This window comes from Maridesulfovibrio ferrireducens (assembly GCF_900101105.1).
GTDB lineage: Bacteria > Desulfobacterota > Desulfovibrionia > Desulfovibrionales > Desulfovibrionaceae > Maridesulfovibrio > Maridesulfovibrio ferrireducens.
In genome coordinates this window covers 135161-149162 of sequence record NZ_FNGA01000004.1, presented here as the reverse complement: position 1 = coordinate 149162, position 14002 = coordinate 135161, and the positions used below count along the sequence as shown (strand labels likewise).

Here is a 14002-nt window from a genome sequence, read left to right as displayed (position 1 = left end):
TTTGCCGAAAATAATATTCGCAATTATGACTCTGCTGTTGTGCCTCACATCTCTTCCTGTAAATGCGAAAGACAAAATAACTTTCGCCACTCAGGATTTTCCACCGTTTTCATATTTAGAAAATGGCGAAGTCCAAGGCCCCGGTGCGGCAATCATTAAAAAAATCTGTGTGAAGTTGGAGACCAACTATGAAATCATACTGCGACCTTGGAGAAGATCGCAAAGCATGTTTAAAAAAGGTGAAGTGCAAGCTCTTTTTTTAATAGGAAAAAACAAACAAAGAGAATCATGGATGACATTTTCACTCCCGATTCTTAATACCCAATATGGCTTTTTTGAATGTACGACAACACCAATCAATTATAAAAACATCTACAGCCTCAGAGGCAAGCGCGTAGGAGTATACGGTCCTTCAAACACATCAAATGAGCTCATAAAAATAAGTAAGCCACTCAGAGGAAGAATCAGTATTGATACAACTCCAGACGACATAGCTCCTTTCAAAAAACTTTCTAAATGCCGTGTTGATGCAGTCTATTCCAATAAGGAGGTAGGCTTTGCAATGATCGAAAAACTAAATCTTGATAACATCCAGTTCGCAGGAGCTAATAAAAATATAAATTACTACATTGGTTTTTCCAAAGAATTCGCTCCTCCTGAATTTGTAAAAAAATTCAACAAGGAACTGGAAAACATGAAAAAGACAGGAGAACTTCAGCTGATATTAGATAAATTCGGGATGCAGGCTGCGCACGAAGAGCAATAACCTTCATGCGGTCTCAACCGTTTAGATCTCTCCCAAGGCATATTTTTCTACTTCGTCCAATCGTTGCAAGTAATCTTCTGTATAAAGCGGCCCGTTTGCGGTAAACGCAATCACATTTTTTCGATGAGCCTGACACCACTGCGAAAGATCTGGATTTCTCCAGATTCGGCCATATGTTTTAATCATATGCAATGTGTTGTGGCATACTGGTGTGTATTCAGCCGTCCTGACCAGCAACGCTGTATAATCCTTCTCAAGATTAACAAAAAATTTACCTATTGCGCTAGCGCATAGATAATTTGCTCCTGATGCGAGCATTTTGAGTAGCTCTTCCTCAGAATATTTTACAGGCTGCCACGGATGATTCCACTCATCCGGTTTCACTTCATTTGCGGAATAACTGATTTTACCATTCTCGATAAACTCTGTTATCTTAGCTGCTAAAACAGGCCACGTTGAACCGACATGTTCAATATCACGGCTGGCATGAATACCTGTTACCACATTATTTTCTTCCGCTAATTTAAACTTCAAAAAAGGACAGTGAGCTTCAATTTTTTTCTCGGACGAAGCCCATATTCCGGCAAAAACTCTGTCCATATCAACGACATTTAAATCAGAAATATTGTTTTCCCAGCGATTGAATATTGCACCGCTGTATTTCCACAAATCGTTCCATCCCTCAAGATAGGAATAAGGTTCGGGACCGAACGCCGGAAAATGGGAAAGTCTTGAAACAACCAGAATAGGCACCAAAGGAAATTTTTCGCGAATATTCTTGAGCATTTCCTCGTATCGCTTCATATAGGTAGCAGGATTTACCTGAATCATACCGAATCCAGCTTTCATCCATTCCTCAAGAGCTGGATGATATGTCCATGCCTTAGGATCAATAAAGAATATATATTTCTGGGTATTATTAATAAAAAGTGGACTGCTTTCATGGAACAGATTAATTACAATAGCTTCCGGTTCCGGCTCAGCAGAAGAAATCATTTCAAACTGGTTGGAAAGACTGCGGTCATGATAAAAATCTGCAAGTCCGAGATTTACATCTTTATCAAGTAACTCTTGCGGAATAATACCGGGAGAACTGTTATATGTAAAAGGTGAAGCTAACACTTTGTACACGCAATCATACCCCAGTTTGCTAACAGCACGACTGAGGAAATCCATTTGACAGTTTCCTAAAAAGTAAAGCATTTTAAATCCTGACTAATTGTTGAAAAGTTATTTTCGCAGAACATTAATTTAAATTCACCTTATTGCCGGCACACAGTCAAGAGTTTGTAAAAATGACAAATATTACAGTTGAAACGTTTGTTCTCGGCCCTCTAGAAACAAACTGTTACCTGCTGACCTACGGCAAAGAGGCAATTGTAATAGACTGTGCTCCGGAGCCGCAACCCCTTTTAGAGGCGATCAAAGGCAGAAATCTCAATCTTAAGTCCATCTACCTGACTCATATGCATTTAGATCATATCGGAGGAGTGAGTGAACTGCAAAAAATGACCGGAGCTCAGATTTATGGGAACATCGAAGATCACTACCTGAACGAAGTGTCTTTCTCATACGGAGGATCAAAAGAATTTCCACATCTTTTAGACTTCGAAGTAACCGACCTGAAGCCCGGAAAACAGTTTATATTTGATCAACCAATGATGGTACTCGCCACGCCCGGTCATACCGTCGGCAGTCTTTCATTTTTTTTCCCGGCACTTAGCTGTGTATTCGTCGGAGATTTAATATTCATGATAGCTGTAGGTAGAACAGACTTTCCCGGCGGTGACAGCGAAACTTTATTGAATTCCATCAGAACCAGAATATTCATTCTTCCGGACGAAACACAAATTTATCCAGGTCACGGCCCTATGACCTCAGTCATTCACGAAAAGAAAAACAATCCGCTTTTTACATAAAAAACAGCCCCGCACGGCATGCCGTGCGGGGCTGAGTAATAACTAGTATTTGAGCCCGAGTTCATTTTTAATAAATGCAAAGTCGATATGCGACTCAACAAGCTCAACTCCGTGCTTGATTTTGGCAGGTTCACGCAGTTTATGACGCGAAAGAATGTCTTCCATTTTTTTCGCTACAGAAAAAGTGTCATCCCTCACTACAATGATTGGAGTCCCCAAAACTTCTGAACGAGTTAAAATAATATCATTCGGATAAAGATTTCCGGTCAGCACTAGACAGGGGCATTCTCCCTCAAGCGCAACAAGCTGAACATCTGATCTGTCTCCGCCTACAATCACAGCGGAATTACGATGCTTACGAAAATGAGTCATAAAATTTTCGACCTGCATAGTTCCAATCAAAAAGCTTTCCACAGGCTGATCTTTTTTACTATGAGCCGAAATAATCTTACCACCCAGATGCTCTGCAAGATCACAAACTTTTATGGTTCCCATGAGCGAATCTTTAGGGATTACGCCCAGCACTTTAACTCCTTTTCTTTCAAGAAAAGGTTTAATGAGTGAGGTTATTTCATCCATGAAAGTAGGAGGAATATCATTCAGAATAACCCCGATCATATTATCACCGAGGGTTTCTTTGAGTACCACCAGATAGTCGTAGTTCAACTCTTTCTGAAATCTATCAATAACAATGCATTTAATTCCCAGAGTTTTAACAAGGTGAACCCCGTCTACCCCGCAATATTTGCCGGAATACATGGAACCTGACCCTGCAACCAGAGTAAGATCTTTGTCCGCGCTTATTTTTTCGTAAGCCTGAACAATAGGCTCAACGTGGTCTTCACATCTTCCATTAAAAGCCTGAACCTTAAAATCATGGGTAACTACAACCGGAGTAACTACTTTAGCCGGGTTGGAAACACCTAAAACCTCTTGAAGGAAAAAAGCGTCTTCGTCGCCGAGACACCCGTCAACTTCAACTGGAATAGCTCCAACCGGTTTCATGTAACCAAGACTGACGCCTGCTTTCTGAAAATACAGACCAAGTCCCATAACGATCATATTCTTACCGGAATATCCGCTGGTGGAGCCTATATATAAACCGGGCATGAAAGTTACTCCTTAAATTTTAAATTTTAACCGATGGTCATACGCATATTGGCGACAACCGCCCCATCCGGTCCCACAATAATGGGGCTGAATTCTGCTTCCTGAATCTCCGGTAGATCTGATGCCATCTGAGAAACCATGAGCAATATATCTTCCAACGCCCCTAAATCTATTGCGGCTCCAGATCTGGCTCCGCGCAAAATAGGATACGCCGCTATTTCGCGAATCATTTCCTGTGCATCGTTAAGAGCGAGAGGAGCCAGTCTTGATGAAACATCACCAAGCATATCAGCATGAATGCCCCCAAGAGAGAACCGGATAAGCGGTCCGAACTGGGCATCACGCCTGAAAGAAATTATAACTTCATGCGAATCTTTCGGTCCCATGGCCTGAACAAGACAACCTGTAATATAGGCATCTTTACATCTTCTGGCGGCACGGGAAGTTATCTCTAAAAAGGCCCTTCGCAGTTCCTGCGGAGTATTGAGATCCGTAACAACCAGCCCAAGCTCTTCTTTTCTGGATATCTGCGGCGAAGCAACCTTAAGAACCACAGGGTATCCGATCCGTTTAGCAGCCTTGGCTGCCTGATTCGATGTACGGGCCAGAACCGTTTCGGGGACCGGAAGCTCATAAGCCGAAGCCAGATGCTGTGCATCAAGCTCGACAAGCTCCATCAGACCAATTCTTCTGGAATTAGCTACAATGCTTTGCGCTTTTGAAATATCCCGCCTGAAACAAACCTCAATGGGCCAATCTTTATTCTGCCATCTGTAACAGCGAGTCATGGCGTCAAGGCTCCTGACTGCGGCTTCCGGAAAATCATAACACGGAATTCCTCCGTCACGGAGTAAATTTCTTGCCCCGGCAACAGAATGCCCCCCCATAAAACATGTAACTATCGGCTTAGAAGAATCCATCGCCGCAACAAGTATATCAGCGGCAACTTTTTCCACCTCAGCAACAATATTCGCAGCAGGGGTAAGAATTACCAGCACAGAATCAAAAGCATCATCCTCAATAACGGCTCTAAGCGTCTTTGCATATGTTTCAGATGTTGCATCACCTATCATATCAATAGGATTGTACAGTGCCGCATAAGGCTTAAGAAAACCTTTCATTTTATCAATAGTTGCATTGGAAGGGCGCGAAACCGTGAGGCTACCCTTTTCACACATATCAGCAGCAATAATTCCGGGGCCGCCTGAATTAGTAACAATTGCAACACTGCCACCCTTTGGAAGAGGCTGACAGGAAAAAGCATGAGCGAGGTTGAACATATCCTCGATATCAACAGCTTGTAAAACTCCGGCTTGACGGAAAGCAGCATTGTATGCGCTTGTAGTTCCTGTTAAAGCTCCTGAGTGAGCGGATGCCGCCCTTGCGCCGGCGGAAGTCCCTCCGGCACGAAGCAGAATCAAAGGTTTCTTGCAGGTGGCATCATAAGCTACCCGTAAAAAGTCCTGTCCGTCTTCAAGAGTTTCACAATAACCAACGACAACTTTCGTGTCAGGATCATTAGAAAGGTATCTGAGCATTGTGGCTTCACTGAGAACAGCCTTGTTGCCCAGACTTATAAACTTAGAAAAACCGACACCTTCGCTGTTGGCCCAGTCCAAGGCTGTATTACAAAGGGCTCCGGATTGAGAAAAAAATGCAATGTTTCCCTGCTTCGTGTAATCTGCAGACAGACTTGCGTTAAGTGACAGAGTTGGATTCATAAGTCCGAGACAATTCGGTCCTAATATAATCATACCGGTTTTTTTAGCGATTTTGGCAAGACGCTGCTCAAGGATATACCCTTCGCGTCCTGTCTCTCCAAAGCCGGAACTCGTTACTATTGCTGCACGAACAGGAAGTTCGCAGAGCATTTCCACAGCACCGAGAACCTCCGCAGGAGACAGACAGATAACAGCCAAATCAGTAAAACGGGGAATCTCGGAAATTGAAGAAAAAGCCTTTATTCCGAGAACTTCTTCACCTTCGGCATTGACTGGAAAGATTTTGCCCTTATATCCTGAGGCAAGAAGATTAGACGCAACAATGGTACCGGGATCATCCTGATCTGCGGTAGCCCCGATAATGGCGATAGATGTCGGCTCAAATAGAGCCTCTAATGAAGAATAAGAATACATTTTTAATTTTACTATAAATTTAAGCAGGTTTTTATGGAAGAAGAGTACTTACGCCTCCAGCAATGTATCCACTATCGATTTTCGCAAGTCAAGCATTTAGCCACGGCATTAACCCACAGTTCATGGGCAAATGAGCAAGTTGAACCGTGTGAAGATAATGAAAGACTCGAATTCTTAGGAGACGCAGTTCTTGAATTATGCGTAACCGAAGAACTTTTCAAGCGTTTTCAAGAAGCCCATGAAGGACAGTTAACCAAAATTAGATCTAAACTGGTTAAGGAAAAAAGTCTTTCAATAATCGCCCTTGAATTGGGATTAAATTACTTTTTGCGACTTGGCAAAGGAGAGGAGTCTCAAGGTGGCAGGCTGCGAGCGTCTCTGCTGGCTGACACAATGGAGGCTGTTATAGGAGCTGTTTTCCTTGATGGCGGCTATCATGAGGCTTGTAGTTTCATCCATAGACTGTTTGAAGATAAATGGCCTGAAACTTTCAAGATTGAAACTTCTAAAGATTTTAAAAGCAAACTTCAGGAAATAACACAGGATGTATTTAAAGAGCGCCCTACATACATGCTTACAGGTACCAAAGGCCCCGAGCATGAAAAAATATTTCAGGTAGTCTTAAATCTTCCGAGTGGAAAAACTTTTGAGGCTGAAGGGACAAGTCTGAAAAAGGCTGAACAGACAGCGGCTGCAACTGCAATTGTTTACTTAAATTCTCAAAAGACTGAAGACTGATTATTCTAGACTGCCTTCAATTCTTCTTCTGATTTCGTCTTGCTTTTATCTGCTTAAAAAAGGTCAAGGACCGGGAGATGGTGATCAGCCATCTCCACAGTCCTTAATCGTCACCCAATATGTCAAGCGTTATCCGCCTATGAGCTGCATTGCCATCTTCGGTAGCGAGTTAGCCTGTGACAGCATTGCCACCGCGGCCTGTGTGAGAATCTGGTTACGAACAAATTCAGTCATTTCGCTTGCTACGTCGACGTCGGAGATACGAGATTCCGATGCCTGAACGTTTTCAGCCTGAATTGAAAGGTTGGTGATGGTATTTTCCAACCTGTTCTGCATAGCACCGAGATTCGCACGGATCTTATCTTTTGAAATAATTGCGTTCTGAATCTTATCCAGAGCCTGCTGGGCCAAAGCCTGAGTTGAAATCGCGGTGTTTACACCGAGAGCAGAGGCTGTGGAAGTGCCGACTGAAATATAATAGTAATCTTCAGAAGAATCGTTGCCGGTTCCGAAGTGAACCTTCATAGGTCCTGTTGCGTGCAACCCATTACCGTTATGGGCAGAAGCCGCTCCGGAAAGGTTACCGTTTAACAGATGAATTCCGTTGAAATCTGTTGCGTTTGCAATACGGGTAATTTCCGATGCCATTGCCTGAAATTCAGAATCGATAATCAGGCGCTGATCGGAGTTATAAGTACCGGTAGATGCCTGAGTTGCAAGTTCTTTCATGCGGATGAGCTTTTCATCGATAACCTGCAATGCTCCGTCTGCGGTCTGAATCATGGAAATCGCGTCATTGGCGTTTCTCATACCCTGATTCAGAGATTTAACATCAGCACGCATAAGTTCGCGAATTGCCAGTCCGGCAGCATCATCAGCTGCGGTTCCGACTCTCAAGCCAGATGAAAGGCGCCGGGTGGAGACGCCGAGATTGCCGTACGCTGTATCGAGATTGCGTTGGGCGGTCATGGCCATAAGGTTGTGGTTAATGACTAAGGACATATCTGAACCTCCTTGTTGTTCACAAAAATCCGTTTTGTTAACCAACATAAAGCAACGGTAATGCCAAAAACACTTTTACTAACTAATATAAAGACTTATAAGCGTAGATAAAGTCTAGACTTCAAAAAAAGAGCAATATCGGTCAATTTTTACCAACAGTTCGCAATAGAACATGTCAATTTTTTCCCTACCGCATTTACCACGCAAAAAAATCCATAACCATACGATTTTTATGTTTTTTAAATTTAATCGCAAATATGGATAGCTTAATAAAGAGGGCTACGGGTGAAATAAAAAGCATTTGCATGAGTCAGTATTCCGGCAGGCTTAAAAAAAATAATCCCCGCTTCCGATACGGCACGATCGGGAGCGAGGATTACTGGTACCTGTGCAACCAGGGGAGTCATTCCCGGCTACGGAGGTTGTAAGAAAGGAGCTTTCTTATATTTTCAGCATCTTATCAGGACACATTAGTGACTATTAGCGCTTGAGCTGGATGAGTTCACCCATCATTGTATCGGTTGTTGTGATAACCTTCGAGTTCGCCTGGAAACCGCGCTGGGTGGTAATCATATTTACAAATTCCACTGCAAGGTCAACGTTTGAAGCCTCAAGGGAGTTTGAAGCAATTGACCCTTTACCACCGCTATTCGGCAAGCCGGTCAACGCGTCACCCGATTCTCTGGTTTCAGAGAAGAGGTTACCACCTTCCCGACGAAGTCCCCATCTATTATTGAAGTCGGCAAGAGTTAAAACATATAATTCAAGTATTTGTCCGTTTGAATATCGCCCTGTCAGAACACCGTCCCTGCTTACAGATACATTCTGCAGGAATCCTGCGGTATACCCATCCTGAGACTGGAATAGTGTGGTTGAACCGGTGCTGTAACTGGTTGTTGACAGTGCACTTTTCTCAACCTCACCAAAATTAGGTATCCGGCTGACATCGGTAATATCTGTTCCCAGCTGACCGGCATTTGAGATTGTAGCTGATCCAGTATTCCACCCTTTGGTAATTCCACTTCCTGACAGATCCTGATTACTCAAACCAAAGTTCATTTCAATCGTAGTCGGACTGACTGAGTCAGTAAAACTGGCGTTTGAGGTTGACAAAAAGTTAGCTGTCAGAACAGGAAGACCATTTTGCGAGAAGTTCGCAAGTGTCCAATTTGACAAAGTCTTGATCCCTGCCCCGCTTACGCCGCTCTTAAGTGTGAATGCAGACACCCCGGTCAGATCACCGGCAGCGTTAAAAGTCATAGTTCCGGTCATAAGCAAGCCGGCTGCAGAGGAAGTAGCAAAAGAGGAGGTTCCACTAATGAGACGTCCATCTTCATTAGGCTGGCTGGTAACAATAAATTCCCAAACCTTTTTACCACCGGCATTACTGAGTGTAACCTGATCAAAATAAGTTGTTACATTATGAGAAGAACCGTTGGCATCATAGACCTTAATAGTCGACTGATACCCGTAAAGGGAATCACCGAGTGGTGGATCTGCGGTGCCATCCCAAGCTTCAAATAATGAGAAATAAGGATTGGTCGCGCTTGTTGCGTGACTTGCATCCCCGGAATCAAGGTTGGTAATCATATTGACGCGGCTGGTAGCCAGCGGGGCAGACTGAAAATTTTCTAATCTGATGTCAGTTGGAACACCTACAGTTCTTACTGCATTAGATGCGGTCGTTGTATCTCCGGTAGCAATACCGCCGGATGATTTCTGAACCTGCCATCCCTGCAAAACGTATCCATGCGGATCAGTCAGGTAACCGTCTTTATCGAAACGAAAGTTACCAGCTCTACTGTAATAAGTAGATTCGTCTTCCTTAGGCTTTACTATAAAGAATCCGCTTCCGCCGATTGCAAGGTCAGTTGATTCAGAAGTTGTTTCAAATGAACCCTGTGCGAAGTCGGCATAAATTGCCCCTACCTGAACGCCGCGACCAACCTGAGCAATACCGGTCGCAGTGGACATATCCTGACTGATAGCGTCTTCAAAATGCATCTTTGCACTTTTAAAACCGACAGTATTAACGTTTGCAATGTTGTTACCGAGAACAGACATCTTATCGCCGTGTGCCTGTAGTCCTGTGATACCTGAGTACAATGATGCTGATAAACCCATGAGAAACCTCCTTTAAGTCCCGTTGACTCGTGGTTGTTTTTAGCTTGAATCCCCGTCAGGAGATTCAGCGACAACCGTGGGACTGACAACTTCTCTAATATTGAGAAAGTTGATGTAACGACCGTCTTTGAGGTGCAGAAACTGTTGACCACCTTCTGAAACGACCCCTGTAACTTCTCCACTTACTTCTGTCTTAACCATTACCGGTTTGCCATTGGCATCTTCCGCCGCCATTGCGATGTTGTAGACACCATCCGATACATCCTTTCCAGACCAGTCCTTTCCGTCCCACTCAAATTCGTAGGTTCCCTCAGCTTTAGAGCCGAGCTGGACTGTCCGGATAAGGTTCTTGTCATTGTCGTAAATATTGATAAATGCGTTTGCTACAGGCTCACCAAGTCCGTAAAAGACCTTGCTGATTTTTCCGTCTGAGCGACTCAGGGAATAACCTTCCGCCTTGACTTCTTTGCCTATGAAGCCAACGGCTGAAACCATCTGTTCCTGAGCCTGATTGCCGGACATACTTTCCAGATTCTTATTAACCTTAGTAAGCTGTTCAAGACTGGAAAACTGCGCCATCTGCGCCATGTATTCTTTGTCTTCCATAGGATTTGCAGGATCTTGATTCTGCATCTGGGTCAAGAGAAGCTTTAAAAAGTCATCTGTACCCAATGAAGATTTATGTTGCGGCGTATTGCTGGCTGCCATATCGGCTTCCGCTCTACCTAATATATTGCTGTATCCTACATATCCCATGACTCTTACCTCTTATTTTTCGTTAAGCGACTATGTGTAGACCGCTTTGGGAAATAGTTGCCGTATGCTCTATATTTTGCATATCCTGGGCCAAAGAGGTTCCGCCGTTTCGTAAAGCCTGCCAACGCTTCTTCATTCCGGCCATCATTTCCTGATAATGAGCACTGTTGTGATCCTGTGCTCCATTCCATGAGGACTGTGTTTCTCTGTCTGCAATACCGGTCTGAACTTCAAGCTTATCCACCTTAAGTCCCTGTTCTTCCAGAGCTAACTTAACGGTTTCAAGTTGTTCTGCGATAACCTTTGCGGTCTCAGGATTCTCTGCCCTGATGGTCGCTTGGACTTCCTTATTCTTAACCTGAATCATAACGTTGACAGTACCAAGATCAAGAGGGTTCAGCGTGAGGGTAATCTGTGATTTTCCCTGTCCTAAGTTCTTGAAAGCCCCTTGCTGGACCTGCTCCAGAATATTTGACCGGGCAGTTTTTTCCCACATTCCAGTGGTTTTTCCTGACTGAGTGGCATGAGCTGCATTCTTAAGAGCGCCCATGGCTCCCCCGCCAAAACCTTCGCCCAAAATCGAAGACTCGCCTTTTGATAACGAAGCATCTGAGAGCTTGCCGAAAAAGTCATTCCAGGTGTTAACATCGTTGGAATCGGAAAGAATATTTTCAAGCCAATGTTTGGCTGTATATTTAGAATCGTTTGCAGCAGAATTATTTTGAGGATTGTTTTGAGGATTATCTTCAAAACCACCCTTAGTCTGATTGCCCAATCCGCTGCCGGAATTATTTTCTGAATTTAACGCATTGTTACCGTTCTGCTTCAACGTTGAATTATCATTAGAGTTCTTAGACATAACAGAATCACCGGCCTCACCATGCATTGCAGGCTTGGAGCTGTCACTGATGTCCTTCCCTATTCCAAGCGAATCGCTGATTACCTTTGCAGAGGCCATACGAACTGTATCAGGTGTTTGATCTGAAGCCTTATCCATCGCACTTTGAAGAGAAAAACTTACCGTCTTGACCAGCTTGAGATCCTTCGCATCCTGAGCTGCACTCTGCTCAGCCAAAGCATCCTTTAAAACAGAAAATCCCTGCTTGATAAGACCTACAGTTGCACCGTCCTTCGTAAGTAACTGGGCAACCTTAGCGCTGTTTTCACCGGAAAGTTTAAAAAGGGAATTCAGAGTCTTTGTTTCCTCTTCAGAAAGCTGAAGAGACTGAGAATCGGAAAGAGCTGCAAGCTTAGCCTGCATCTTCTCAAGAACATCACCCATATTTCCCTTGGAAATACTTACAAGCATAGCCTTAGCTTCATCAGGAGCGAAACCGAGCTTTGAAAAAATAGAGTGCATATTCTGCTGCTGAACCGGGTCTAGGTTAAAACCCTTCACAGACTGCATCATACCGGTAAGTTCGCTGACAAGTTCTCCGTAAGTAAGGCCGCCCTTACTCATTACCTTTTCTTCCAGATCAGCAATATCTTTCTTGTCGATACCATATTCAGTCAGCTCTTCCTTGATTTCATTCCAGTCTTCACGACTGACCTGAAGCTCTTGAGGCTGCTCTTCAACGGACTGAATTGAAATTTCGCGAGCTGTTTCATCTATGTACTCAGAGGCACTTTGAAGCTCATCATTATACGACACATCGTCATACGAAGAACGAATGTCAGCTACAGCTTCCTGCACAGGCTGATAGATACTCTCAAAACCGGCCTGGTTGCTTGAATAGAGAAAATCATCAAACATTGATGAACGATATGAATCTTCAAGCAGGGGAGTCCTGTCTGTAGTTATTTCTAAGTTCTGAGTACTTTGATCAAGATGTGGAAGTATTTTCATTTTCTAGCTCCTCGTGTCATCTTCTTTCACAAGGCGTGCCAAAACTGAAAATACATTATTTCAGGTAGTTACATTAAGATAAAACTAAAAAAGAGGGTACTTTCTTCCCTACGGGGAAAATAGTTCAGTGTGGATTACTTTTCGCTGACAATAGCTGCCAGTCTTTCATAGAGGGATAAAACTTTAATCCATGACGCCCGGTCATAATCATTATTTTGAAGTAAAAGATGAATATATCCAGCAAATTGACGTAATATTAGCGGACATGAGTTCCAGAATGTTTCAGAAAGAGAAGCGCTTTTCGCAAGCCCCTTGCTGAACTCCTTACCGAACCTTGGTAGATGGAAACACATTTTTCGCGCAAGAAGCGGCTGTTGCTCGATCACTTCAGCCCAAATCTTATCTGCGCCACGACTGTCCCACAACCCGAATGCCATACCGAAAAATTCCTGCCAAAATTGACCAAGCCTGTCGCCGGCTTCTGCGGAACGCCCACTTATATGAAGTAAGTTATACACCCCGCTGGCACTTCTGGATGAAGAATAAAGACGCAGTCCCGGCAAATTTGTTTTATGCAAAGCCGCCCGGTCATCACGAATCATACTCTTTGCAACCGTCGCAATGCGCGAGGGAGTGAAAGGATCATGACAATGCAGTCTGTCCCGCACACAGGTCCAGCAACCAAGAGCGCAGCTCATAGTGGACCGCAGCACATAATGATCATTCTGGTAAGGTCCGGTTTCCCAAGGATTAACATTCCCCATGGAAAGATTGAGTACTTTAAGCCCGGACCATGCCGCAAGGTGCATCGGCCCTGTGTCAGGAGTAATAAAAAGCTGTAATGACTGCCCGACCGCGGCAAGCTCTCCGAGATTAAGCTTACCCGTCATATCGAGCACGGGGCCGCCGAAAGTACGGGCGACATCTGCCCCGAGTCCTTTATCAAGAGGTCCACCGAAAAGAACCGGCTTCATTCCCCTTCCAAGGATTTCGGAACAAAGCTTAGCCCAGAATTCTACGCCGGGACGTTTGGATTCCTCACTTGCTCCCAAAAATAGACCTATACGACCGCTCTCCCCCTGCAAAGTTCGGGGATCAGACCACGAAGTCTTCGAAATACGGCTTAACGGGATACAATCCAGTGCATTAAGATCAGCCCAGTGAAAACGGTTATGTCTATTATTCTGCACCACGCTTGCACGGTAAAGCTGCCAGTCTCCGAGGATGCGAACAGTTCCTTCGGAGTCTGTTACGGGGCCGAATTTCGCTTCAGCTCCGAGTTCTCCGGCAAGAGACGCGGCTTGCTCACGTATACTTAAATTTATGATCAGCTCGTACTTTTCTTTACGAAGAAACCCTAAACCCGCCCAAGGAAAATAAGTAACTTTTGGGCTTAAAGGCATCAGCGGCCGGAAAAAATTCTCCTCCGCAACAACCCATATGGGATGACCGGGGTAAGTTCGTTCAAGCCACAGAAAAAGCGGAAAAGAAAGGATTAAATCCCCCATCCGCTGCATCTGAAGAACAAGTATCGGGCGTTTTGACATGAGAGGAGCTTACAGTATTATTTGAGGAAATTCCACGCCCTAGGTCGACCTAACAG

Annotated in this window: 11 protein-coding genes; 3 read left to right on the top strand and 8 right to left on the bottom strand. The window is 44.2% G+C overall.

The annotated features are described in order from the left end of the window. Window position 1 precedes the first annotated feature (1 nt). Entirely contained in the window at window positions 2-766 is a 765-nt protein-coding gene (locus BLT41_RS13205; RefSeq protein WP_244512287.1) for a substrate-binding periplasmic protein, read from the top strand. Window positions 767-787: 21 nt separating this feature from the next. Here the strand turns inward: BLT41_RS13205 and BLT41_RS13200 are convergent, their stop codons facing one another. Beyond that, window positions 788-1942, bottom strand: coding sequence for an SGNH/GDSL hydrolase family protein (locus BLT41_RS13200; protein ID WP_244512286.1), 1155 nt, complete (start codon window positions 1940-1942; stop codon window positions 788-790). Between the two features lie 119 nt (window positions 1943-2061). Between BLT41_RS13200 and BLT41_RS13195 the strand changes: the two genes are divergently transcribed. Next, window positions 2062-2685 (top strand): MBL fold metallo-hydrolase, encoded by a 624-nt coding sequence (locus BLT41_RS13195; RefSeq protein ID WP_092161919.1) that lies wholly within the window; start codon window positions 2062-2064, stop codon window positions 2683-2685. A 42-nt stretch (window positions 2686-2727) separates the two neighbouring features. Here the strand turns inward: BLT41_RS13195 and BLT41_RS13190 are convergent, their stop codons facing one another. Then, a complete protein-coding gene (locus BLT41_RS13190) occupies window positions 2728-3795 on the bottom strand; it encodes a phosphotransacetylase family protein (protein WP_092161917.1) in 1068 nt (355 codons plus the stop codon). A 26-nt stretch (window positions 3796-3821) separates the two neighbouring features. Next, a complete protein-coding gene (locus BLT41_RS13185; RefSeq protein WP_092161916.1) occupies window positions 3822-5930 on the bottom strand; it encodes an acetate--CoA ligase family protein in 2109 nt (702 codons plus the stop codon). A 33-nt stretch (window positions 5931-5963) separates the two neighbouring features. Here BLT41_RS13185 and rnc point away from each other — a divergent pair, with 33 nt between their 5' ends. Next, entirely contained in the window at window positions 5964-6668 is a 705-nt protein-coding gene (gene rnc / locus BLT41_RS13180; RefSeq protein ID WP_092161914.1) for a ribonuclease III, read from the top strand. A gap of 129 nt (window positions 6669-6797) precedes the next feature. On the opposite strand, the gene BLT41_RS13175 is transcribed toward rnc, so the two are convergent. The 5 genes from BLT41_RS13175 to BLT41_RS13155 form a co-directional block, all read right to left on the bottom strand. Further along, window positions 6798-7670 (bottom strand): flagellin N-terminal helical domain-containing protein, encoded by an 873-nt coding sequence (locus BLT41_RS13175; RefSeq protein WP_092161913.1) that lies wholly within the window; start codon window positions 7668-7670, stop codon window positions 6798-6800. A gap of 480 nt (window positions 7671-8150) precedes the next feature. Continuing rightward, window positions 8151-9794: a flagellar hook protein FlgE gene (locus BLT41_RS13170; protein ID WP_092161911.1), complete on the bottom strand. Its 1644-nt coding sequence runs from the start codon at window positions 9792-9794 to the stop codon at window positions 8151-8153. 39 nt (window positions 9795-9833) lie between these two features. Next, window positions 9834-10550: a flagellar hook assembly protein FlgD gene (locus BLT41_RS13165; protein WP_092161908.1), complete on the bottom strand. Its 717-nt coding sequence runs from the start codon at window positions 10548-10550 to the stop codon at window positions 9834-9836. A 22-nt stretch (window positions 10551-10572) separates the two neighbouring features. Next, complete coding sequence (locus BLT41_RS13160; protein WP_092161906.1) at window positions 10573-12399, bottom strand: flagellar hook-length control protein FliK; 1827 nt, start codon at window positions 12397-12399, stop codon at window positions 10573-10575. A gap of 134 nt (window positions 12400-12533) precedes the next feature. Next, entirely contained in the window at window positions 12534-13907 is a 1374-nt protein-coding gene (locus BLT41_RS13155; RefSeq protein ID WP_244512285.1) for a glycosyltransferase family 9 protein, read from the bottom strand. Window positions 13908-14002 lie beyond the last annotated feature (95 nt).